We start from the raw sequence: 22,882 nt of genomic DNA, 5'->3' as shown, positions 1-22,882 counted from the left end.
GTTAGCGTCACTGGTTATAACCAGACATATACTGGTTATAACCAGCTTTGTCTACTCGACACGCACGGAGGAAATATGTCGAAAGCGAATCAGATCATCGCGGGCCTGGGTGGCGCGGACAATATCGTCGAGGTGGAAGGCTGCATCACCCGTTTGCGCGTGGAGGTCAAGGACGCGGGCAAGGTCGACGACAAGGCGCTCAAGGCCGCCGGCGCGCACGGCGTCGTGAAGATGGGCGACGCGGTGCAGGTCGTCGTCGGACCCACCGCCGACGCGCTCGCCGAAGACATCAACGACATGATCTGACGGCCATGAGCACCGAGATTCTCGCGCCGCTCGCCGGCCGCTCCATGCCCCTGTCCGAGGTTCCCGATCCGGTCTTCTCCGCGGAGATGGTGGGCGCGGGCGCGGCCATCGAACCCCCCGACACCGATGCCGCCACCACCGTGGTCGCCCCGGTCGCCGGATCGATCGTGAAACTGCACCCGCACGCGGCGGTCATCGTGACCGCCGACGGCACCGGCGTGCTGCTGCACGTCGGCATCGACACCGTCGGCAAGCCGGATCTGTTCGAGGTCAAGGCCGCCGAGGGCGATCGGGTCGACGTCGGCGATCCACTGATCACCTTCTCCCCCAACGCGGTTCGCCGCCTGGGCCTGAGCGCCGCGGTGCCGGTGGTGGTCATGGACAGCACCCCCGGTTCGGCCCACGGGGTCGTCGCCGGTGAGATCGCCACGGGCGCGGTCCTTTTCACCATCTGACCCTGTAACGACACGAGCCGCTGTCCCCGATGGGGCAGCGGCTCAGTCGTTTCCGGGCGCCGGGCGGCTAGACGTCCTCGGCCGAGACGGTCATGTACACCTGGTAGCGGTCGGCCCGGTACCAGGACTGCGCGTGTTCGACGGCCCGATCACGCGAGTACGAGATCCGGTCGAAAGCCAGGAGCGGGGAACCGGTTTCGGTGCCCAGCCAGCCCGCGTGCCGTTCGTCGGCGGCCACCGCGCGCACGCTCTGCTCGGCCCGGTCGATCGGGCAGTCGTACTCCCGCGAGAACAACGCGTACAGCGACTGCGTCAGTTCGTGATCCAGCAGGTCCGGCAGCAGATCGACGCGGTACCAGCCGTCGTCGATCGACATCGGCAGGCCGTCGGCCAGCCGCAGCCGGACCAGGTGATAGGCCTTGGTGTTCACCGCCAGCCCCAGCGCGCTCGCCGAGGCGGCGGGCGGCACCGCGTAATCGGTGTGCAGCACCACGGTGCCGGGGGTGCGGCCCAGGCGGCGCATGTCGTCGGTGAACGACGCCATGTGCAGCCGCGATCGGGCCACCCGTTCGGCCACGAAGGTGCCCTTGCCGGGGACGCGGGTGATGACGCCCTCGGATTCGAGCTGGCCCAGCACCTCGCGCACGGTCATGCGGCTGACGCGGTAGTCGTCGCAGAGCTGGCGTTCGCTGGGCAGCATCTCACCGGGACGCAGGGTGGCGCACAGGGTGGTGAGGGCCGACCGCAACTGTGCCTGTTTGGTCACCCGACCCGGCACGTCGTTGCGGTCCTTTCCGCCCCCGCCTGCTGCGGGCGCGGTCATTTCTCGTTGCGCGCCTTGGGGAATCGCTTCTGACGCGCGACCCAGCCCGCCATCTTGGCCCAGTGCCCCTTCGCGGGGGTCACCTTGGAGATCAGCTCGCGGTCCCATTCGTCGGCCTCGGTCAGGCCGTCGACGGTCTCGACGAGGGCCTTGGCGGCCTCCAGCGAGCCGACGACCCGGTCGCCCAGCACGCCGTCGGCGCCGACGAGGGTGACCCGGACGCCGATGCGGCCGATGGGCTGCAGCACCGCGGTCGCGGAGCCGCCGTGCTCGGCGACGAATCCCTTGACGGAATCCACGACGGACGGCGACAGCTTCTCGGGTGCCGGGGCGGCGGTAGCGCTCATGTGTCGCAGTTTACCCACCGGTAAATCAGCGTCCATGGACCGCCGTGCATCTCACACTCGGCGTGCCGCCGCGCACGCCGATTCCGGGCCGGTGTCAGACTGGTCGGCATGCGCGCCATCCAGGTTTCCGAGCACGGCGGTCCCGAGGTCCTGCGGCTGGTGGAGGTGCCCGACCCGCAGGCGGGTCCGGGGCAGCTGCTGGTGCGGACGCAGGCCATCGGAATCAACTTCATCGACACCTACATTCGGACCGGGCGCTACCCGCAGCCGGTGCCCTACATCCCGGGCGCCGAGGGCAGCGGCGTGGTGGAGGCGATCGGGGACGGCGTCACCGGCTTCCGGGTCGGGGACCGAGTGGCGTGGGCGGCCGCGCCGGGCAGTTACGCCGAACTGGTGGCCGTGCCTGCGGCCGTGGCGATTCCGGTGCCCGACGGGGTGGACGCGCCGGTGGCCGCGTCGGCGCTGTTGCAGGGCATGACCGCGCACTACCTGATCGAGTCGATCTACCAGCCCGAGCCGGGCGAGACGGTCCTGGTGCACGCGGGCGCGGGCGGGGTCGGACTGATCCTGACCCAGCTGCTGAGCGCGCGCGGGGTGCGGGTGATCACCACGGTGTCGACCGACGACAAGGAGAAGCTGTCGCGCGAGGCCGGTGCCGCCGAGGTGCTGCGCTACGACGAGGACATCGCCGCGCGCGCCCGCGAACTCACCGGTGGGGAGGGCGTGGCCGCGGCTTATGACGGGGTCGGCGCGTCCACCTTCGAATCCAGTTTGGCCGCGACCCGGATCCGGGGCATGGTGGCGCTGTTCGGCGGGGCCAGCGGGCCGGTTCCGCCGTTCGATCTGCAGCGGCTCAACCCGCTGGGCTCCCTGTTCGTGACCCGGCCGACGCTGGTGCACTACACCCGCGATCGGGCCGAATTGCTCTGGCGGGCAGGCGATATCATGGACGCCATCGCCGCGGGGACGCTGCGGGTGCGGGTGGGCGGCAGCTATGCGCTCGCCGACGCCGAGCAGGCGCATCGGGACCTGGAGGGTCGCCGGACCACGGGCTCGATCGTGCTGGTGCCCTGAGGTTTTCGTCAGTCGGGATCGCGGCCGGTGAGGCCGCGGTAGACGAATCGGGTGAGGGCGTCCACGGCCTGCTCGTCGGTGAGCGCCAGGCCGCCCTCCTCCACCGCCTGCAGCAGGCCCGTCGCCGAGGCGAACATCATGGACAGGCTCGCGTCGGCGGAGCCGGGTAGGCGCGGGCCCGCCGGGCCGAATCCGTCGAGATGGTCGGCCACCTCGTCACGCTGCTCGGTCGCGAAACGCGTTGCGATGCGGGCGAAGTCGTCATTCACCAGGGCGGCCTGCTGGACGGCGCGCAGCACCGGCCAGTTCTTGCGGGCAAAGGCCCAGTAACTCGCGATGTGGTAGCGCACCGCGGCGGAATCGGTGAAGTCGGCGATGTGCGCGGGATCGGCGGCGGAGATGTCACTCTCGTCGGCCAGGTCCTTCAACAGCGCCTGCAGCAGTTCTTCCTTGCTCGCGAAGTGGTTGTAGAACGAGCCCGCCGCGCGATCGGCCGCGGCGGTGATGTCGGTGATCTTCGTGTTCAGGTAGCCACGTTCGGCGAACAGCCGCCGGGCGGCGGCTTTGAGCGCCTGCTCGGTCTCGGCCGACCTCTCACTGCGGCGTGCTGCCACGATCCACCTCCTTGACAGCGGAAGGTACCACCCAGAATACTGAATTCACGTTCAGTGAATTCATATTCAGCATTGGAGTTATCGTGAATCCGCAGGTCATCATTGCCGGAGCCGGGCCGACCGGACTCACCCTCGCCATCGATCTGGCGCGTCGCGGGGTGGCGGTGCGCATCGTGGACCGCGCCACGGAGTTCTTCGCCGGATCGCGCGGGGACGGGTTGCAGCCGCGCACCCTCGAGGTTTTCGACGATCTCGGCGTGCTCGACGCGGTGCTCGCCCAGGGCGCGCCGCAGGCCCCGCTGCTGGTCCACCTGGACGGGGAGTTCGTGATGGAGCGGCGGATGAGCGCCTGGCGCGAGCCCAGCGCCGATGTGCCGCACCCGAATCCGTGGGTGCTCGCCCAGGCCGACACCGAACGGGTGCTGCGCGACCGGCTGGCGGAGTTCGGGGTACGGGTCGAATCCGGCACGGCGCTGGTCGATTTCAGCGCCGACGCGGACGCGGTGACGGTGACGCTGGAGCACGACGGCGTGACCGAGCAGGTGCGGGCCGGGTACCTGGTGGGGGCGGACGGCGGTCGCAGCACCGTGCGCAAGGCGCTGGGGATCGCGTTCGAGGGCGTCACCGACGAATCGATTCGCCTGTTGCTCGGGGATGTGCGCGCGGACACCCTCGATCATTCGGTGGGCTACTGGTTCGCCGATTCCGACTCCCCCATGGACGGAATCGCCTTGATGCCCTTGCCCGGCGGACGGAAGTTCCAGTTCGCGACCGGACTCGACGCCGACTCCGGGACCGGTCTGGAGGTATTGCAGGAGCATGTGACGCGCCGATCCCGCCGGGACGACATCGTGCTCAGCGACCTGAGCTGGTCGACGGTGTGGCGGCCGAATGTCCGCCTGGCGCAGCGGTATCGGTCCGGGCGGGTGTTCCTGGCCGGGGACGCGGCGCACGTGCATCCGCCGACCGGCGGGCAGGGACTCAATACCGGCGTTCAGGACGCCTACAACCTCGGCTGGAAACTCGCGGCCGCGCTGCGTGATCCGGGGGCCGCGACCGAGGCCCTGCTCGACAGCTACGAGACCGAGCGGCGGGCGGTGGCCGCGCGGGTGCTGGGCCTGAGTGCGGAGCTGCTCGACAAGACGGTGAAGGGCGATCCGGACGCCATGGATCGGGAGGGCACCCATCAGCTCGACATCAGTTATCGGGACGCTCAGGACAATTCGCCCGGAGTGCGGTCCGGGGACCGCGCACCGGACGCACCGCTGACCGACGCGGACGGCAAGACCGTCCGATTGTTCGACCTGTTCCGTGGTCCGCACGCCACCCTGCTCGCGTTCGGGCGGGACACGACCGGCGATCCGGACCACTCCCTCGCGACCGACCTGCGGACCGTACGCCTGGTCGGAACCGAAACCGCGCTGGTCGAAGGCGAATTCAGCGATGCCGAGGGGCACGCGCGCCGCGCTTACGACGCCGCCGACGGCACCTGGGTGATCGTCCGCCCCGACGGACATCTCGGCGCTGCCGGCACCGCTACCGCGCGGTAGCGCACGCGTCCCGGGTTCCCGGCTCCGAGCTGTGCACCCCTGGGAACCCGGGAGCCGCGTGAACCGTGCAGAATGATCATGCTGCCGCGCAAGACGATTCGCCCGGACCGAACATTTTCGGCCACGCGAGGGAGTCGCGACCCCGTAAGGTGGTCGCGGCGAGGGTTCGGGCGGCCGGCAGGTAGAGGCGCATCGGTCAGAGGTGGTCTGGGATGTTGGTGAAGGTCCGTAACGACGACCCGTCGCGGCTGTCGAGCACCGAGCGCACCGTGGTGAACTGGCTCAAATCCTGGAGCGGGCCGCACGCCGTGCCCGGAATCGCCGTGGTGCAGTGCCAGGACGCCGATGTGGTGGTGTGGACGCCGCAGACCTGTGTGGTGGTAGGCGTGCACGGGTTCACCGAGCGAGTCAGCGGGACGCTGTCGTGCGCGCAGGACCAGCCGTGGACCGTGGACGGGGAACCCGCGCCCATCGACGGCGACGACGATCCGCTCGACCGGGTGCACCGCCAGACCATGGACCTGGCCGGGCAATTGCGTTCGGCCCCCGGCCGTGAGGCGGTGCCGGTCAGCGGACTGGTGCTGCTGGTGCCGCAACTGGGCAGCCGGGTCAAGCTGGAGAAGGGTGACCTGCCCACCGGCATCGACGTGCTCATCGGCGACGGACCGTCCTCGCTGCGCGCCTACTTCACCACCCTCGCCGAGGGCGCGCCCGCGTCCTGGCACGCCGCGCAGGTCGGGCAGGCGCTCGGCGCGCTCGGGTTCGCCGCCGCCGCAACCTATTCCGATCTGGTGGCGGAAGGCTTCCCGGTACCGGACTCCGCTCGCGACGCACCGCTGCCGTTCGCCAACCGGCCCACCGAGGTGATGGTTCCCTCCGTGCCGCCGGCAACGTCCATCCCCGAGGACAGCAGACCCCCGCTGTCCAGGCGAGAGCCGGGCGCGACCGGGCACGGCAGTGCCGAATCCCGCAGCGGCGCGCCCCGGTCCGGCGATCGTCCTGTGGCGCAGCAGGAACCGGCCGCCGGGCACGGTCCCGGCGTCGGCGCCGCCATCGCGGGCGCGACCTCCGCCACCGCCGCCGAGCGGGCCTACCGTGCACTCGCGGGCACCTCGGAACCCCAGCCGGGACCCGGCCGCACCCCGCCGCCCCCGACGCCCGTTCCGGGCGCGGCCCAGGCCGGACGACCGCCGGGACCGCCGCAGGCCCAGCCGCCGGCGCCGCAGCCCCGGCCGGGCATCGGCCCGGACCCCCAAACCCGGCCCGACCCCGCCCGGTCCGCTCCCCCGCAATGGTCGGTGCCGACCGCTCAGCAGGAACGCGACCGGTTCCCCGTCTGGAACGAGCCGCAGCCGAGCGGGGACGGCCGCAAACGCCGCCGCGACCTGCCGATCCTCGGCGGGCTGCTGCTGGCTCTGGTCATTCTCTTGATCGCCATCGCCTGCGTGGGCGGCGGGAGCACTCCGACGAAGTCGCCGGACAAACAGCCGCAGCCGACGCATTCGTCCGTCGTCGACACGCCCCCCTCAGGGCGCTCGGTCGATCCCACGCTGCCGCATACGACCGTTCCTCCGGCCTGCTTCCCATTGCAGCCTTGCCGCTGAGCCCGGATGTCGTTGTGCGGCACTACGGCAGACGAGAGAACTCGAGACCGGACACCGTGCCGACGACCAGCGAGCCGTTAGCCGGCGTGACGCATCACCCCTGACGCGCCCGTCTTCGATTCGACTGGACCAGCGCCCGGAATCACTCGGTGCGAGTGCCCGCCGCGGCACGCCACTGGCTGGGCGTGCAACCGTGGCGTTGCCGGAACCAGCGGGTGAAGTTCGCCGGGGCGGAGAAGGCGAGGAGTTCGGCGATCTCGGTGAGGGTGTGGCGACGGTTGGCGACCAGGTGCTGGGCCAGTTCGGCGCGGGTGGAATCGACCAGGGTGGTGAAGGTCTCGCCCTCGGCGGCGAGGTGGCGGTGGATGGTGCGGCGGTCCACGCCGAGGCTGCGCGCGACCTGGTCGGCCGAACAGCGGCCGGTGGGCAGCAGCAGTTCGATGAGTTCGCGGACCCGGTCGAGGGTGGTCGTGGTGCGGGCGTCGGGGGTCGAGTCGAGCAACTGCTGGGCGTAGGCCCGCAGCTGCGGGTCGGACATCACGTTCGGCGCGTCGAGATCGGCGGCGTAGGTGAGGATCCCGTTGAAGTCGGCGTCGAAGACGAGGTGCGGGCCGAGCACGCGGTGATGGGTGCGGCGATCACGGGGCGCGGGATGGCTGAACCGCACTTCCAGTGGCTGCCATTCACTTCCGAGGAATCCGCGTAGCAGACCGTGCAGCACGCCGACCGCCAGCTCGATGGCTTGGCGGGTGCTGCCGGGACCACCCAGGTCGAGGGCCAGGCGGATGGTGGCGATGCCGTTGTCCTCCGTGAGCCGGGTGCGCAAGGCCTCGTTGTACATGTTCTCGTGGCGCGACAGGACCCGCAGTGCGCCACGAACATCGGGCTCGTCGCGGATCACCAGGCTCAGCGGGCCGAGATTGGCGAACCGGCGGCGCTCGGCCAGCAGCAGTCCGAAATCCTCGTTCCCGCTGGCGATCGTGGAGCGTTCGAGCAGGTCGGCGATGGCGGCCGCGGGGACCCAGCGGTCCTGCAGGCTCAAGCTGGCCGGATCCAGACCACCCGCGCGGATCAGTGCGACCGGGTCGAGTCCCAGCGATTGACCGAGCTCGACATACCTGTGCAGCGCGGCGTAGCGGGCCAGTGGCCTCAACGCATCCTCCCGAAAATGTCCCAATATGAACAAAATTCTGTCCCGACAGGATAAGCATCCGGTCATCATCCAGCTTAGTGTGGGTTCCATCACAGCGACGGTGACCAGCGGACAGGAGGCACAACGTGATCGGCGAGCGTACCCGACACGGCCTCCCGCTGACACCTCGCACTCGATAGCCAGATCCCAGCTCGCCCGCCCACCGAGGCACGGCGACATCGGATCGATATCCGTTCACCGGATCCGAGCACGGCCGCGCCCAGCCGGGGTGCGGCCACGTCGAAGAGGAGATTTGTTGTGGCACAGGCTGTTCGCTTCTACGAGACCGGTGGCCCGGAGGTCCTGCGCTGGGAAGAGGTCGCGGTGGGCGCACCCGGCCCCGGCGAGGTGCGCATCCGCCACGAGGCGGTCGGACTGAACTTCGCGGACACCTATTTCCGCAGCGGCCTGTACCCGGCCGCCTTGCCGGCGGGCATGGGTGTCGAGGCGGCCGGTGTGATCGAGGCCGTCGGCCCCGGGGTCGACGGATTCCGGCCCGGCGATCGGGTCACCTATACCGGCAGCCCGCTGGGCGCCTACAGCACCGAGCGGGTGATGTCCGCCGAGCATCTGATCGCGATCCCGGACGAGATCGGCTGCGATGTGGCAGCGGCGATGACCATGCGCGGGCTGACCACGGCCTACCTGCTGCGGCGCATCCACCCGTTGAACGCCGGGGACACGGTGCTGTTGCACGCCGCCGCGGGCGGCGTCGGATTGATCTTCACGCAGTGGGCGAAGCTGTTGGGGCTCACGGTGATCGGGACCGTGTCGAGCGAGGAGAAGGCCGAGATCGCCCGAGCACACGGCTGCGATCACGTGGTGCTCTACACCCGCGAGGACGTCGCCGCCCGGGTCCGGGAGATCACCGGCGGAGCGGGCGTGCCCGTGGTGTACGACAGCATCGGCAAGACCACCTTCGACGCGTCACTGGATTCGCTGGCGCGGCGCGGGCTGCTGGTGTGCTTCGGCACCGCCTCGGGCCCGACGCCGCCGATCGAGGCCATGCGTTTGGCGGTCAAGGGCTCGCTGTTCGTGACCCGTCCGGCCCTGGCCGACTACATCGCCGATCCCGCCGAGCGCGCCGAACTGGCCGGGGAGCTGTTCTCCCACGTCGCGGCCGGACGCATCCGCATCGAGATCAATCAGCGCTACGAGCTGCCCGACGCGGTGCGCGCGCACCGCGACCTGGAGTCCGGACGCAGCATCGGCTCCTCGGTCTTCACGCTCTGATCACCCGGCCCTCAGGGCTCATCGTTTGGAGGAACTCATGACAACCATTGCCCCACTCCCGAATTCGACAATGCGCGGCGCGATCGGCGTGCAGCCGCTGGCCTGTTCTATCGGCGCCGAACTGTTCGGCGTCGACCTCGCGCGGGCGGCGCACGACGACGCGCTGTTAGCCGAGCTGCGCGCCCTGCTGCTGGAATACAAGGTGCTGTTCGTTCGTGATCAGGACATCAGCCGCGCCGATCATGTCGCTCTCGCTCAGCGTTTCGGCCCGCTCGAGGACCATCCCGTGGCGGGCAGCGATCCCGACCATCCGGGACTGGTCCGCATCTACAAGGACCTCGACAGCCCGCCCGAGCACTACGAGAACGCCTACCACTGCGACGCCACCTGGCGGGTGAACCCGCCCATGGGCGCGATCCTGCGCTGCGTGGAAACGCCGCCGGTGGGCGGCGACACCATCTGGGTGAACATGGTCGAGGCCTATCGGCGACTGCCCGAGGACGTGCGTGACCGCATTCGAGGGCTGCGCGCGCGCCACAGCATCGAGGCCAGCTTCGGCGCGCGGATGCCGATGGATCAGCGCCACGAACTGGCGCAGCGCTTCCCCGACGCCGAACACCCCGTGGTGCGCACCCATCCCGAGACCGGTGAGCAGATCCTGTTCGTCAACTCCTTCACCACCCACCTGGTGAACTACCACACCTCCGAGCACGTGCGGTTCGGCGCGGACTACGCGCCCGGCGCCGCCGAGCTGCTGCACTACCTGATGCGGCAGGCCACCATCCCCGAATACCAGGTGCGGTGGCGGTGGACGAAGAACAGCTTCGCCATCTGGGACAACCGCTCCACGCAGCACTACGCCGTCCAGGACTACTGGCCCGCGGTCCGCAAGATGGAGCGCGCCGGGATCATCGGCGACGCAACCTTCTGAAATCTCTTCACTCCCCACATTATTCGATTCCCGATCGGAGTATTTCCATGCATTTCCACGATGATTCGCTGTTCCCGGAGAACCAGGAGAAACTGGTCATCACCGTGGCCCCGTACGGTCCCGAATGGGAACTCGACGACTTCCGCGAGGACCTGCCGCTGACCATGGACGAGCATGTGCAGGCCGCGGTGGACTGTTACGAGGCCGGGGCCACCGTGCTGCACATTCACGTGCGCGAACTCGACGGCAAGGGCTCCAAGCGGCTCTCGAAGTTCAACGAACTGCTGGGCCGGCTGCGCGAGGCGGTACCGGAGATGATCCTGCAGGTCGGCGGCTCCATCTCGTTCGCGCCGGAAGGTGAAGGCGCGGACGCGAAATGGCTGTCCGACGACGCCCGCCACCTGCTCGCCGAACTGGATCCGGCGCCGGACCAGGTGACCATCGCCATCAACACCAGCCAGATGAACATCGTCGAGCTGATGACCGACGACGACATCGCCGGTACTTCCTTCACCCGCCCCGAGGTGTACGACGCTTACCGGGAAATGGTGGTCCCGGCCGGTCCCGCATGGGTCGAGGAGCATCTGAAGCGGTTGCAGGCCAAGGGTATTCAGCCGCATTTCCAGCTTTCCAGCATTCCGCAGCTGGAGACGGTGGAACGGTTGATCCGCCGCGGCGTCTACACCGGCCCGCTCATGCTGACCTGGGTCGCCATCGGCGGCGGCTTCGACGGACCCAACCCCTACAACATGATGGAGTTCGTCCGCCGCGTCCCCGACGGCGCCGTGCTGACCCTCGAGACACTGATGCGTAGCTGCCTGCCGGTCAACACCATGGCCATCGCCATGGGCCTGCACGCCCGCTGCGGCAACGAGGACACCCTGTGGGGCCGCAAGGGCGAGAAGATGACCTCGGTGCAGCAGGTGCAACAGCTGGTCCGTATCGCCGGGGAACTGGGCCGCGAGGTCGCCACCGGCAAGGAAGCCCGCCAGATCTACAAGCTCGACGAGCGCTACGGCAGCGCCGAGGAGACCCTCGCCAAGCTCGGGTACGCCCCCAACCGCAAGCCCGGCCAGGTCGGATTCACCCAGCACGCCTGACCTTCCCGGCCTCGGGCGGGCACCGCGCCCCGCCCGCCCGAGGCGGGCCGCACTCCGCCGTGCGCGCCGCCCTCGTACGTCCGTCAGCTCTCCGGCCCGCCGCACCCCGTCTCGGCGCGCCGGATTCGTAGGAGCATCAATGGAGTTGCACCCCACCGCGGACCCGGCGCCCGGCCTCGCCGACGCCCCGGTCCCGGCTCACACCCCCGCGCCCGCTGCCCGCAGCCGCTATCCATGGCTGGTGTTCGCGCTGGCCTTCGGGCTGCTGCTGGCCGACTACATGTCCCGGCAGGTCCTCAGCGCGGTCTTTCCGTTCCTGAAAACCGAATGGGCGCTATCGGATTCCCGGCTGGCATCACTGACCAGCGTCGTGGCCCTGATGGTCGGGATCCTCACCCTGCCACTGTCGATCCTGGCCGATCGCTGGGGACGCGTGCGCAGCCTGGTCCTGATGGCCGTCCTGTGGAGCGCGGCGACCCTGCTGTGCGCGCTCGCCACCGGGTACGGGCAGATGCTCGGAGCTCGCTTCCTGGTCGGTGTCGGCGAGGCCGCCTACGGCAGCGTCGGCATCGCCGTGGTGCTCAGCGTGTTCACCCCGCGAGTGCACGCCGCCCTCAGCGGCGCGTTCATGGCCGGCGGTTCGTTCGGATCGGTGCTCGGCGTCGGGCTGGGCGGCGTCATCGCCGTGCACCTGGGCTGGCGGTGGTCCTTCGCCGCCATGGCCATCGCTGGCCTGATCCTGGCGGTGGCGTTCCGCGCCCTGGTCACCGAGGCGAAGCTGGCCCAGCACGCAGCTGACCAGGCTCACCGGCCCGGGCAGCCCGGGCACGGCTACCGGGCGCCGGTATCGACGCTGTTCACCAATCCGGCGGTGCTGTGCGCCTACGTGGGCAGCGCGCTGCAGATCTTCACCGCGGCGGTCCTGCTGGCGTGGATGCCGAGTTTCATCAACCGCTCCTACGGTCTGGCCCCGGACCGGGCGGGCGCGGTCGCCGCGGTGTTCTCGCTGCTCATCGGCACCGGCATGATCGTCTGCGGCGTGATCACCGACCGTGTCGGCCGCCGCGACCTGACGCGGAAGTGGAGCGCCGCCATGGTGTTCTGCGCCATCTCGCTGCTGTGCCTGGGCGTCGGTTTCGGGATCGGCACCGGGCCGGTGCAATTGGCGCTGGTCGGGATCGGCGCCTTCTTCTCCGGCGGCTCCTCCGGTCCCACCGCGGCCATGGTCGCCAACCTCACCCATCCTTCGGTGCGGGCCTCGGCGCTGGGCACCCTCACCCTCGCCAACAGCTTGCTCGGGCTGGCGCTGGGCCCCTTCGTCGTCGGCGTCCTGGCCGATCACCTGGGACTGACGGTCGCATTGCGGCTGGCCCCGCTCGCCTACCTGGCCGCCCTCGCCGCTCTGATGCTGGGCAAACGCGCCTATCCGGCGGGGCTGCGCCGACTGGCCGCCCTCGAGCCCGCGCCCTCGGTCTGATCTCGAAAGGAACTGCCACCCACCATGAATGACGCCAACGAACCCACCATCGTGATCGTGCCCGGCCTGCGCGACCATGTGCCCGACCACTGGCAGACGCGCCTCGCCGAACGCCTGACGCGGGTGCGCACGGTCCCGCCGCTCGAGCACGACACCCTCTCGCGCGCAGCCCGGGTCGCCGCACTCGACGCCGTGATCGCCGAGATCGACGGCCCGGTGGTGCTGGTCGCCCACAGTGCCGGCGTGATGATCGCCGTGCACTGGGCGCAACAAGCCACCCGACCCGTGCGCGGCGCGCTGCTGGCCGCACCCCCCGATTTCGAAACACCACTGCCACCGGGATATCCGGACACGGGCGAACTCGACGCCGCCGGATGGAATCCGATTCCGTGGCGACGGCTGCCATTCCCCAGCACCGTGGCCGCCTCCACCACCGACCCACTCGCGTCCTTCCGGCGGGTGGCGGGAATGGCCGAAGCGTGGGGCAGCCGCCTGGTGGATCTCGGGGACGTGGGTCACCTCAACCCCGCCTCCGGCTACGGCTATTGGCCACGCGCGGAAGAACTCCTGCGGGAACTGATCGACGCCACCGCGGTCTCGACGCCGGGTGCGGGGGTCGCGCGGTGAGCAAGATCGTCGCCTCCGCGGCCGCGGCGGTCGCCGACATCGCGTCCGGATCGTGTCTGGCGGTCGGCGGGTTCGGGCTGTGCGGGATCCCTGACGTGCTGATCGAGGCGCTGGCCGCGACCGCGGTCACCGACCTGGAGATCATCTCCAACAACTGTGGCACGGACCGGTACGGGCTGGGAATTCTGCTGGCCGACAGGAAGATCCGCCGTATCACCGCCTCCTATGTGGGCGAGAACGGCGAGTTCGCCCGCCAATATCTGTCCGGCGAGCTCGAGGTCGAGCTGACGCCGCAGGGCACGCTGGCCGAGAAATTACGGGCCGGCGGCGCCGGAATCCCGGCGTTCTTCACCCCGGCCGGGGTCGGCACCCCGATCTCCGAAGGCGGTCTGCCGTGGCGGTACGCCGCCGACGGATCGGTGGCCGTGGCCTCGCCGCCCAAGGAGGTCAGGGCCTTCGGCGGGCACCGGGATCAACGGCGCTACGTGCTCGAGGAAGCCCTCACCGCCGACTACGCGCTGATCCACGCGCTCATCGGCGATACCGACGGCAATCTGGTGTTCGACAAGGCCGCCCGCAACTTCAATCCGCTGGCGGCCGCGGCCGGCCGCGTCTGCATCGCCCAGGTCGAAAACCTCGTTCCCGCCGGCGAACTCGACCCGGACCGGATCCACCTGCCCGGAATCTTCGTCGACCGCATCGTGCACACCGGACCGCAAATCAAGCGCATCGAGAAGCGCACCGTCGCCCAGGAGCATTGACATGAGTACTGCCACCACGGTTCTCGGCTGGTCCCGCACCGCCATGGCCGCCCGCGCCGCGCGGGAACTGCGACCCGGCGAATACGTCAACCTCGGCATCGGACTGCCGACCCTGATCCCCAACCACATGCCCGACGGGGTGCACGTCACCCTGCACTCGGAGAACGGCATCCTCGGCACCGGCCCCTACCCGCACGAGACAGCGATCGACGCCGACCTGATCAATGCCGGGAAGGAGACCGTGACCGTCGTCGCGGGGGCGTCCTTCTTCGATTCGGCGACCAGCTTCGGCATGATCCGCGGCGGCCACATCGACACCGCCGTGCTGGGTGGCATGCAGGTCTCGGCCACCGGCGATCTGGCGAACTGGATGGTGCCCGGCCACCTGGTGAAAGGCATGGGCGGCGCGATGGACCTGGTCCACGGCGCCCGCCGGGTCATCGTGCTGATGGAGCACACCGACAAGACCGGCGCATCGAAGATCGTGCCCCGCTGCACTCTTCCGCTCACCGGTGCGGCGGTCGTGCACCGCATCATCACCGATCTGGCCGTCATCGACGTCACCGCCACCGGGCTGGTCCTGCGCGAATGCGCACCCGGCGTGACCGAATCCGATGTCCGCGCGGCCACGGCCGCCCCGCTGACCGCCGCGGCCTGACCGCTCCGAGAGGTTCCTGTGCTCAATCTCGCTGTACTCCTGGAGGATTCGGCACGCCGGTATCCCGGCATCGATGCCGTCGTGGGTGACCTCGAGCGGCTGACCTATGCCGAACTCGACGCACGCGCCAACCAGGTCGCCCACCTGCTGACCGCCCGCGGAATCCAGCCGGGCGACAAGGTCGCGCTCTCGTGCCCGAATCTGCCGGAGTTCGTGATCTGCTATTACGGGATCGTCAAAGCGGGCGCGGTGGTGGTGCCGCTCAATATCCTGCTGCGTCCCCGCGAAATCGCCTACCACCTCGACGATTCCGAAGCGGCGCTGTATCTCTGCTTCGAAGGCACGGCCGAACTGCCGATGGGCGAATACGGCTGGGCGGGATTCCAGCAGGCGCCGGACTGCCGGCACATGGTCCTGATCACGGCTGATCCGCGGGCCCGATCGCCGTACCCGGGTGTCGACATCTTCGCGCGGGCCGTCGCGGAACTACCGGGGAGGTTCGGTACCGTCGCCCGCCGCCCCGAGGACACCGCGGTCATCCTCTACACCAGCGGAACCACCGGCCGACCCAAGGGCGCAGAGCTCACCCACGCCAATATGGTGATGAACGCCCTGACCGCGAACCGGCTCTTCGACAATCGGCCCGACCGGCGCGACAGCCATCTGGTCACCCTGCCGCTGTTCCATTCCTTCGGCCAGACCATCCATATGAACGCCGGGCTGTCGGTCGGGTCCACGCTGGTACTCATGCCGCGATTCGACGCGGCCGCGGCACTACGGGTACTGGCCGACGAACGCGTCACCTTCTTCGCCGGTGTGCCGACGATGTACTGGGGGCTGCTGCGGGCGCTGGACGACACCGTCGACGTCGGCCGTATCGCCGCCACCCTGCGCAAGGCCGTCTCCGGCGGCGCGGCGCTGCCGGTCGAGACCACGACGCGCTTCGCGCAGCGATTCGGCGTGCCCATCCTCGAGGGGTACGGGCTGTCCGAGACCTCACCGTTGGCGTTGTTCGCCGATCCGGAGCGCGATTCCCGGCCCGGATCGATCGGAATTCCCGTGTGGGGCATCGAAGTCCGGCTCATCGACCCGGAATGGAACACCGTCGCCGACGCCGGTGAGATCGGCGAGATCGCGGTGCGCGGCCACAATGTCATGAAGGGCTACCACCGCCGGCCCGATGCCACCGCGGAGGTGATGCGGGACGGCTGGCTCCGCACCGGCGACCTCGCCCGCCGCGACGCCGACGGCTACTACTACATCGTCGACCGCGCCAAGGACATGATCGTGCGGGGCGGATTCAACGTCTATCCCCGCGAAATCGAAGAAATCCTGCACACCCATCCCGCCGTCTCACTCGCCGCCGTCATCGGCATCCCCGACGAGCATTACGGCGAGGAGATCAAGGCCTGCGTCATCCCCGAACCCGGGGCCGCGGTCACCGCGGACGAGCTGATCGACTGGTGCCGGGAACAGCTGGCCGCCTACAAGTATCCGCGCGTCGTCGAATTCACCGCCACGCTGCCGATGACCGCCAGCGGCAAGATCCTCAAACGCGAACTCGCCCGAGCCCACAACCGGATCACCGTCTCTCGGTGAGACCGGAAATCCCGTACCGATGATGAGGAAACAGGAATGAAGATGAGGAACACTGCCGTGACAGCGGCGCTCGCGGCCTCGACGCTGGTCGCCACCGCCGTCACCGCCCACGCGGCACCGACGGACGAGACTCCCTCCACCGCAGTGCATTACGAGGTGACCCGGGCCGGAGACTCCGCCGTCCTGACCGTCGCCGGCGGCACCGTACGGCAGCTCGACCAGCAGCTCGCCGTCCTCGACCGCGACAATCGGTTGATCGCCGCCATCCCCTTGACCTACCGGGTCGATGACACCGCCTACCCGATCACCGCCCGCATCGACGGCGCCACCGCGACGCTGACCCCGTCGAAGGACAACCCCCAGCACGTCACGCCGGTGGCCGCCGCCGACGTCGTGACCGCCGATCGGGCGGCGGCACAGATCGCCGAATCCTTCACTCCCCGTGACGCGCAAGCACTGGGCGCGTTCGCTCAGCGCGCCGCCATCGGCGCGGCGGTCAGTGCCGTGCTCGGCGCCGTCGTCGGCGCGGGCGTGGGCTGCCTGGTCGGCGCGGCCGCCGGAGCCGTCCTGAGCAGCCCCGTGATCGCATTGCTGGTGCCGTTCGTCGGCGCGACCATCGCCGGGTGCGTACTCGGCATGGCCACCCTCGGCGCCGTCGGCTCGATGGGCGGCGTCGTGGTGGCGGGCGGCCCCATCACCCTGTTCTCCGCCATCCAGTACTTCTCGACCATCCTCGCTCCGTGTCCGCCCGAACTGCCCTACTGCAAGGACCCCGCTCAGCCCGCGCCGCCGGCCAAATAGTCCGCGCCACAACTCAGGAGCTCCCCGATGACAATCCGGTATGCGACGCTCACCCTCGTCCTCGCCTGTCTCGCCACGGCCACCGCCTGCTCGTCCGGCGACACCTCTTCCCCGCCCGCATCCGTCCCCCCGACGCCCGCCACGCCGGCCTCGATCGGCGTGACGTCGTCGGCGGGTCGAGATATGTTGACAGACAAGGCGGGTAAGTCCCTCTACGTCTTCGCGAAGGACACCCCCGGCACCTCGGCGTGCGTCGGCGAGTGCCTCACCAAATGGCCCGCACTACCGGGACCGGTCATCGCCGGTCCGGGTGTCACCGCGGGCCTGATCACCACCCTCACCCGCCCGGACGGGACCACCCAGGCCGCCTACGCGGGCAAGCCCCTCTACTATTTCGCCGCCGACTCCGCCCCTGGCGACACCCGCGGCCAGGGCCTGATGGGCGCCTGGCACCTGATCGCACCCGACGGCCAACCCGTGCCCTGACCACCCGCACGACGTGACCCGGTGGTCCGAGAACGCCTATACGGGAAGGGGTTCCAGCAAACCGCCCGCCCTCAGGACGCTTCCGCTCGGGTGAACCACAGGTGGGTGACGGCTCCGGTGCTGAGCATGTCGGCGAGGCGGTAGCCGGGGAGGGTGCCGAGGTTGTCGTAGAGGCGCTCGCCGGAGCCGAGGAGGACCGGGACTATCGCCAAGTGCAGGTCGTCGATCAGACCCGCGGCGAGGAAGCGGCGGACCGTGCTGACGCCGCCGCCGAGGCGGACGTCTCGGCCGGCGGCGGACTCGAAGGCTTGCTTCAGGACGGCTTCGGGGGTGTCGGCGACGAAGTGGAAAGTGGTGCCGCCCTTCATCGGGAGGGCGGGGCGGGGGTGGTGGGTCATGACGAAGGTGTCGTGGCGGTAGGGCGGGGTGTCGCCCCACCAGCCGGTCCAGGAGTGATCGGGCCATTCGCCGCGGACGGGGCCGAACATGTTGCGGCCCATGATGGTGGCGCCGATATTGTGGTCACCGGCGGCGAGGATGTCGTTGTCGGGGCCCGGATCGCCGCCGGGTTCACCCATCATGTCGCGGCCGTAGCGGGTGCGGAAGACCCAGTCGTGGAGGCGTTCACCGCCGATGCCCAGCGGGGCATCGGCGCTCTGGTCGCCGCCGGCGGCGTAGCCGTCGAGGGAGACCGCGAAATTGTGGACGCGAAGTTTCGGCATGGCGCGAGCCTCTCGAGAGTGTGAGGGCGGCGTGTTCCGCCCTCACCTTCTCATCGATCGGCGGACGGCCGGATCGACACGCGGTGGATCGCTATCCCTGGTTCTCGTCGAGCAGTTCGCGCAAGCGGTGGGCGAAACGCTCGGGTTGTCCGGGGTAGCCGGAGTCGGCGCTGGTGAAACCACCGTGGTGGCTGGGGAAGACGGCCGGGGCCGAACCGAGCAGGGCCGCGGTGGCCTCGGCGGTGCGGGCGGTGAACGTGCCCGCGGATTCCTCGCCGACCGCGATGACGACGCGGGTGGGCGCGGCCCGCAGCGCGGCGACGTCGGGGACGTAGCCCGTGATCGCCCAGGACGCGTCGGACAGCAGCGGGTCGTCGCGGGTGCCGTCGTCCTCGGTGGGCATGCCGAACATCGCCGGATCCGCCGGGGGCTGGGCGAAGTAGGCGTCGGTGAATTCGCCCTGCCAGGAGGTCAGGGCGATGAACGCGGCCATGCCCGCGAACGAGCCCTTCGCCTGGTAGGCGTCGCGGACCTGGGCCTGGGCGCGGGCGGCGGCCTCGGCGTCGGGCAGCACGGTGATGATCGGGGGCTCGTGCGCGACGAGCGTGGTCACATCGCCGGGATGGGCGGTGACCAGGGCCAGGGCGGTGACCGCGCCGCCGCTGCTGGCGAACAGATCCACCGGGCCCACCTGCAGGGCGGTGAGCAGGGCGTCGAGGTCCTCGGCCTGGACGGTCGGCGAGTTGTCGGAGCGCCCGTCCGTGCGGACGCTGCGGCCGAGCCCGCGCGGGTCGTAGGTGATCACGGTGCGATCCGGGAAATACGCTGCCAGCGCCGCGAAACCCTCCGCGGTCATGGGCTGGCCGATCATCAGCAGCGGCCGGTGCGCGCTCTCGGCCGGGGCGGGGCCCAGCAGATCGTAGGCGAGGTCGGCGTCGGGCAGGGCCAGAACGTGTTCGGTCATCAGGCGGTCGTTCCTCTCGGGCGAGGGCGGCGGGTCCGCCCTACCTTCTCATCGAACGACGACAGCCTGAATCGACACGCGTGCCCGAATCGGGCCGGAAATGATCAGGACCAGCCGAAGAGGGTGTGGCCGACGGTGTTCCAGCCAAGCACCGAGTCCACCGCCAGACCGCAGAACACGACGGCCAGATAGTTGTTGGACTGCAGGAACAGTCGCAGCGGCTTGACCGATTCGCCCTTGCGGACACCGGAGTACAGCTGGTGCGCCATCAGCAGGAACCACGCGCCCGCGACCAGCGCGGTCGCGGCGTAGATCACACCCGCCGCGGGGACCAGGGCGAAGGTGGCCAGCACGGTCGCCCAGGTGTAGAGGACGATCTGCCGGGTGACGGTCTGCTCGGTGGCCACGACCGGGAGCATCGGGACGCCCGCGGCCTTGTAGTCCTCCTTGTACCGCATGGCCAGCGCCCAGGTGTGCGGCGGCGTCCAGAAGAAGATGACCAGGAACAGCACGATGGCGGGCCAGCCGATAGTGCCGGTGACCGCGGACCAGCCGACCAGGGCGGGCATGCAGCCCGCCGCGCCGCCCCACACCACGTTCTGCGAGGTGCGGCGCTTGAGGCCGAGGGTGTAGACGAAGACGTAGAACAGGATGGTCGCCACGACCAGCGCGCCGGAGAGCAGGTTGGCCTGCCACCACAGCCAGGCGAACGACGCCAGGCCGAGGGTGACGCCGAACACGAACGCGTTGCGAGTCGGGACGGCCTCGCGGGCCAGCGGACGCTTGGAGGTCCGCTTCATCACCTTGTCGATGTCGGCGTCGGCGACACAGTTGAGGGTGTTGGCGCTGGCCGCGCCCATCCAGCCGCCGAACAGGGTGACCAGGATCAGGCGGATGTCGACATCGCCGCGGTCCGCCAGCAGCATGGTGGGAATCGTTGCGACGAGCAGCAATTCGATGACCCGGGGCTTGGTGAGCGCGATGTAGGCCAGGACTCGCCTGGTCGCCGCCGAAATCGGGCCGCTGCCCGTGACACGGTCGGCGAGCACCGCCCCGGAGGAGCCGTGAGCGCCACCCGGCTGTTGCCCAATCCCCACTGTTTCTCCTCGCACGCCGTGACTACTACAGAGCATGGTAGACCCACGCCGACCATGCTCCCGACCAGGTCCACCTCGACGCGCACCGAGACCGGTTCGCGACGCGTACACCGGGTAGTCACGAACAGGTCCGCGAAACGCCACGAACCAACGACACGGCCGACGGGGATTGCGGGTTCCCGTTCGAGCACGAAACGCCGCCCTTTAGGGTGGTTGTAGATCGGTGCGGCCGCGTCGCACCCGGATCGAACGCAGCGAATCCCCCGCCGCCCACAACCGCATCGTTTGACGAGAAGGTCAGGAGAACCTCGGTCGTGTCAGTCACAGACGACATCCGCGCGCTCACTCAGCCGAACCACCCCACCGACTGGACCGATCTGGATACCAGAGCCGTCGACACGGCCCGGGTCCTCGCCGCCGATGCGGTCCAGAACGCCGGCAACGGCCACCCGGGCACCGCCATGAGCCTCGCCCCGCTGGCCTACACCCTGTTCCAGCGCGTGATGCGCCTGGATCCGGCCGATCCGGCATGGGTGGGTCGTGACCGTTTCGTCCTGTCGTGCGGCCACTCCAGCCTCACCCTCTACATCCAGCTGTACCTGGCCGGCATGGGCCTCGAGCTGACCGACCTCGAGCACCTGCGCAAGTGGGGTTCGCTGACCCCGGGCCACCCGGAGTACCGCCACACCGACCACGTCGAGATCACCACCGGCCCGCTGGGCCAGGGTCTGGCGTCGGCGGTCGGCATGGCGATGGCGTCGCGGCGTGAACGCGGCCTGTTCGATCCCGAAGCCGCGCAGGGCGAGAGTGCGTTCGATCACTTCATCTATGTCGTCGCCTCCGACGGTGACATGGAGGAGGGCGTCACCTCCGAGGCGTCCTCGCTGGCGGGCACCCAGCAGCTGGGCAACCTGGTCGTCTTCTACGACGACAACAGGATCTCCATCGAGGACGACACCCGCATCGCGTTCACCGAGGACGTGGCGGCGCGCTACGAGGCCTACGGCTGGCACGTGCAGACCGTCGAGGGCGGCGAGAACGTCACCGCCATCGAGGAAGCCATCGCCGCCGCGCAGGCCGTGACCGACAAGCCGTCGATCATCCTGCTGCGCACCATCATCGGCTTCCCGGCCCCGAACAAGATGAACACCGGTTCCTCGCACGGCGCCGCGCTGGGCGCCGACGAGGTCGCGGCCACCAAGAAGATCCTGGGCTTCGACCCGGAGAAGAGCTTCGACGTGGACGCCGCCGTGATCGCGCACTCGCGCGGCAATGTCGCCGACCGCGGCAAGGCCGCCCGCGCGGCCTGGCAGGAGCAGTACGAGGCGTGGGCCGCCGCGAATCCCGACAACAAGGCGCTGTTCGACCGCCTGCAGGAGCGTCGCCTGCCCGAGGGCTGGACCGAGACCCTGCCGGAGCACGAGCCGGGCAAGGCCATGGCGACCCGTAAGGCGTCCGGCGCGGTGCTCGCGGCGCTGGCCCCGGTGCTGCCGGAGCTGTGGGGCGGTTCGGCCGACCTCGCCGAGTCCAACAACACCACCATGCCGGGTGCGGCGTCCTTCGGCCCGGAGTCCATCTCCACCGGGGCGTGGAAGGCCAACCCGTACGGCCGGACCCTGCACTTCGGTGTGCGTGAGCACGCCATGGGCTCGATCCTGAACGGCATCGCCCTGCACGGACCGACCCGTCCGTACGGCGGCACCTTCCTGGTGTTCTCCGACTACATGCGTCCCGCGGTGCGCCTGGGCGCGCTCATGCGCACCCCGGTCACCTACGTGTGGACCCACGACTCCATCGGCCTGGGCGAGGACGGCCCCACCCACCAGCCGATCGAGCACCTGGCCGCGCTGCGCGCCATCCCCGGCCTGAACGTGGTCCGCCCGGGTGACGCCAACGAGACCACCTACGCCTGGCGCACCATCCTGGAACGCGATAGCGCCGAACGGCATTCGCACTTCCTGGTCTCCGAGCCGCCGCATCAGGACGGCCCGTCCGCGCTGGCGCTGACCCGCCAGGACCTGCCGATCCAGGAAGGCACCAGCTACGAGGGCGTCCGCAAGGGCGGCTACATCCTGGCCGAATCCTCCACCGGCACACCGCAGGTAATCCTGATCGCCACCGGTTCGGAACTGCAGCTCGCGGTCGACGCGCGCGCTACGCTCGAGGCACAGGGCATCGGCACCCGCGTGGTGTCCATGCCGTGTGTGGAGTGGTTCGACGCGCAGGAGCAGTCCTACCGCGACGAGGTGCTGCCGCCGTCGGTGCGGGCCCGCGTCTCGGTGGAGGCCGGCATCGCGATGCCGTGGCACCGTTTCACCGGCGACGCCGGTGAGAACGTCTCCATCGAGCACTTCGGTGCCTCGGCCGACTTCAAGACGCTGTTCCGCGAGTTCGGCATCACCGCTGATGCCGTGGTCGCCGCTGCCACCCGCTCGCTCGCCAAGGTGAAGGGATAGTTGTC

Annotated in this window: 23 protein-coding genes; 16 read left to right on the top strand and 7 right to left on the bottom strand. The window is 69.7% G+C overall.

The window, feature by feature from the left end; all coding sequences use genetic code 11:
- Nucleotides 1–75 precede the first annotated feature (75 nt).
- Complete coding sequence (locus tag ACQP06_RS15705; RefSeq protein WP_357083032.1) at nucleotides 76–306, top strand: PTS glucose/sucrose transporter subunit IIB; 231 nt, start codon at nucleotides 76–78, stop codon at nucleotides 304–306.
- Nucleotides 307–311: 5 nt separating this feature from the next.
- Complete coding sequence (locus ACQP06_RS15700; RefSeq protein ID WP_433672864.1) at nucleotides 312–761, top strand: PTS sugar transporter subunit IIA; 450 nt, start codon at nucleotides 312–314, stop codon at nucleotides 759–761.
- Nucleotides 762–828: 67 nt separating this feature from the next.
- On the opposite strand, the gene ACQP06_RS15695 is transcribed toward ACQP06_RS15700, so the two are convergent.
- Both ACQP06_RS15695 and ACQP06_RS15690 read right to left on the bottom strand, forming a co-directional pair.
- The gene (locus tag ACQP06_RS15695) at nucleotides 829–1,584 is read right to left on the bottom strand and encodes a GntR family transcriptional regulator (protein WP_433672863.1); all 756 of its coding nucleotides are present in this window, start codon (nucleotides 1,582–1,584) and stop codon (nucleotides 829–831) included.
- A complete protein-coding gene (locus tag ACQP06_RS15690; protein ID WP_433672862.1) occupies nucleotides 1,581–1,931 on the bottom strand; it encodes a hypothetical protein in 351 nt (116 codons plus the stop codon). Before ACQP06_RS15690 ends, ACQP06_RS15695 begins: the two co-directional genes overlap by 4 nt.
- A 108-nt stretch (nucleotides 1,932–2,039) precedes the next feature.
- Here ACQP06_RS15690 and ACQP06_RS15685 point away from each other — a divergent pair, with 108 nt between their 5' ends.
- Nucleotides 2,040–3,005: a quinone oxidoreductase family protein gene (locus tag ACQP06_RS15685; RefSeq protein ID WP_433672861.1), complete on the top strand. Its 966-nt coding sequence runs from the start codon at nucleotides 2,040–2,042 to the stop codon at nucleotides 3,003–3,005.
- An 8-nt stretch (nucleotides 3,006–3,013) separates the two neighbouring features.
- On the opposite strand, the gene ACQP06_RS15680 is transcribed toward ACQP06_RS15685, so the two are convergent.
- Entirely contained in the window at nucleotides 3,014–3,619 is a 606-nt protein-coding gene (locus ACQP06_RS15680; protein WP_433672860.1) for a TetR/AcrR family transcriptional regulator, read from the bottom strand.
- 83 nt (nucleotides 3,620–3,702) lie between these two features.
- On the opposite strand from ACQP06_RS15680, the gene ACQP06_RS15675 reads away from it, so the two are divergent.
- Nucleotides 3,703–5,169, top strand: a complete 1,467-nt coding sequence (locus tag ACQP06_RS15675; protein WP_433672859.1) for an FAD-dependent monooxygenase — start codon at nucleotides 3,703–3,705, stop codon at nucleotides 5,167–5,169.
- A 212-nt stretch (nucleotides 5,170–5,381) separates the two neighbouring features.
- Nucleotides 5,382–6,773 carry a hypothetical protein gene (locus ACQP06_RS15670; protein WP_433672858.1) on the top strand — a complete coding sequence of 464 codons (1,392 nt, stop codon included), beginning with the start codon at nucleotides 5,382–5,384 and terminating at the stop codon, nucleotides 6,771–6,773.
- A 142-nt stretch (nucleotides 6,774–6,915) separates the two neighbouring features.
- Here the strand turns inward: ACQP06_RS15670 and ACQP06_RS15665 are convergent, their stop codons facing one another.
- Nucleotides 6,916–7,926: an AraC family transcriptional regulator gene (locus ACQP06_RS15665; RefSeq protein WP_379098132.1), complete on the bottom strand. Its 1,011-nt coding sequence runs from the start codon at nucleotides 7,924–7,926 to the stop codon at nucleotides 6,916–6,918.
- A gap of 297 nt (nucleotides 7,927–8,223) precedes the next feature.
- Here ACQP06_RS15665 and ACQP06_RS15660 point away from each other — a divergent pair, with 297 nt between their 5' ends.
- The 10 genes from ACQP06_RS15660 to ACQP06_RS15615 all read left to right on the top strand — a co-directional run bounded on the left by ACQP06_RS15660 (nucleotide 8,224) and on the right by ACQP06_RS15615 (nucleotide 17,638).
- Nucleotides 8,224–9,198, top strand: coding sequence for a quinone oxidoreductase family protein (locus ACQP06_RS15660; RefSeq protein ID WP_379098129.1), 975 nt, complete (start codon nucleotides 8,224–8,226; stop codon nucleotides 9,196–9,198).
- Between the two features lie 37 nt (nucleotides 9,199–9,235).
- Nucleotides 9,236–10,129, top strand: a complete 894-nt coding sequence (locus ACQP06_RS15655) for a TauD/TfdA dioxygenase family protein (protein WP_433672857.1) — start codon at nucleotides 9,236–9,238, stop codon at nucleotides 10,127–10,129.
- Between the two features lie 47 nt (nucleotides 10,130–10,176).
- Complete coding sequence (locus tag ACQP06_RS15650; protein WP_379098123.1) at nucleotides 10,177–11,229, top strand: 3-keto-5-aminohexanoate cleavage protein; 1,053 nt, start codon at nucleotides 10,177–10,179, stop codon at nucleotides 11,227–11,229.
- A gap of 139 nt (nucleotides 11,230–11,368) precedes the next feature.
- Nucleotides 11,369–12,706: an MFS transporter gene (locus tag ACQP06_RS15645; RefSeq protein WP_433672856.1), complete on the top strand. Its 1,338-nt coding sequence runs from the start codon at nucleotides 11,369–11,371 to the stop codon at nucleotides 12,704–12,706.
- A gap of 24 nt (nucleotides 12,707–12,730) precedes the next feature.
- Complete coding sequence (locus ACQP06_RS15640) at nucleotides 12,731–13,333, top strand: RBBP9/YdeN family alpha/beta hydrolase (protein WP_433672855.1); 603 nt, start codon at nucleotides 12,731–12,733, stop codon at nucleotides 13,331–13,333.
- Complete coding sequence (locus tag ACQP06_RS15635; RefSeq protein ID WP_433672854.1) at nucleotides 13,330–14,094, top strand: CoA transferase subunit A; 765 nt, start codon at nucleotides 13,330–13,332, stop codon at nucleotides 14,092–14,094. The genes ACQP06_RS15640 and ACQP06_RS15635 overlap by 4 nt, the downstream gene beginning before the upstream one ends.
- Nucleotide 14,095: 1 nt before the next feature.
- Nucleotides 14,096–14,752 carry a 3-oxoacid CoA-transferase subunit B gene (locus tag ACQP06_RS15630; RefSeq protein WP_433672853.1) on the top strand — a complete coding sequence of 219 codons (657 nt, stop codon included), beginning with the start codon at nucleotides 14,096–14,098 and terminating at the stop codon, nucleotides 14,750–14,752.
- A gap of 18 nt (nucleotides 14,753–14,770) precedes the next feature.
- Nucleotides 14,771–16,351: a long-chain-fatty-acid--CoA ligase gene (locus ACQP06_RS15625; RefSeq protein WP_433672852.1), complete on the top strand. Its 1,581-nt coding sequence runs from the start codon at nucleotides 14,771–14,773 to the stop codon at nucleotides 16,349–16,351.
- Between the two features lie 42 nt (nucleotides 16,352–16,393).
- Nucleotides 16,394–17,152, top strand: a complete 759-nt coding sequence (locus tag ACQP06_RS15620) for a hypothetical protein (protein ID WP_379098105.1) — start codon at nucleotides 16,394–16,396, stop codon at nucleotides 17,150–17,152.
- A 27-nt stretch (nucleotides 17,153–17,179) separates the two neighbouring features.
- Nucleotides 17,180–17,638 (top strand): COG4315 family predicted lipoprotein, encoded by a 459-nt coding sequence (locus ACQP06_RS15615; RefSeq protein ID WP_433672851.1) that lies wholly within the window; start codon nucleotides 17,180–17,182, stop codon nucleotides 17,636–17,638.
- Between the two features lie 71 nt (nucleotides 17,639–17,709).
- Here ACQP06_RS15615 and ACQP06_RS15610 read toward each other — a convergent pair whose 3' ends face one another.
- The 3 genes from ACQP06_RS15610 to ACQP06_RS15600 all read right to left on the bottom strand — a co-directional run bounded on the left by ACQP06_RS15610 (nucleotide 17,710) and on the right by ACQP06_RS15600 (nucleotide 20,457).
- On the bottom strand, nucleotides 17,710–18,360 hold the full coding sequence (locus ACQP06_RS15610; protein ID WP_433672850.1) for a dihydrofolate reductase family protein: 651 nt from the start codon (nucleotides 18,358–18,360) through the stop codon (nucleotides 17,710–17,712).
- Nucleotides 18,361–18,451: 91 nt separating this feature from the next.
- The gene (locus ACQP06_RS15605; protein WP_433672849.1) at nucleotides 18,452–19,324 is read right to left on the bottom strand and encodes an alpha/beta fold hydrolase; all 873 of its coding nucleotides are present in this window, start codon (nucleotides 19,322–19,324) and stop codon (nucleotides 18,452–18,454) included.
- 104 nt (nucleotides 19,325–19,428) lie between these two features.
- Nucleotides 19,429–20,457 (bottom strand): heme o synthase, encoded by a 1,029-nt coding sequence (locus tag ACQP06_RS15600; protein WP_433672848.1) that lies wholly within the window; start codon nucleotides 20,455–20,457, stop codon nucleotides 19,429–19,431.
- Between the two features lie 278 nt (nucleotides 20,458–20,735).
- Here ACQP06_RS15600 and tkt point away from each other — a divergent pair, with 278 nt between their 5' ends.
- The gene (gene tkt, locus ACQP06_RS15595; RefSeq protein ID WP_433672847.1) at nucleotides 20,736–22,877 is read left to right on the top strand and encodes a transketolase; all 2,142 of its coding nucleotides are present in this window, start codon (nucleotides 20,736–20,738) and stop codon (nucleotides 22,875–22,877) included.
- The last annotated feature ends 5 nt before the right edge of the window (nucleotides 22,878–22,882 follow it).

The organism is Nocardia sp. CA-136227 (assembly GCF_050955695.1).
GTDB lineage: Bacteria > Actinomycetota > Actinomycetes > Mycobacteriales > Mycobacteriaceae > Nocardia.
The sequence above is the reverse complement of the archived record's forward strand: the minus strand, read 5'-3'. Positions and strand labels throughout refer to the sequence as shown.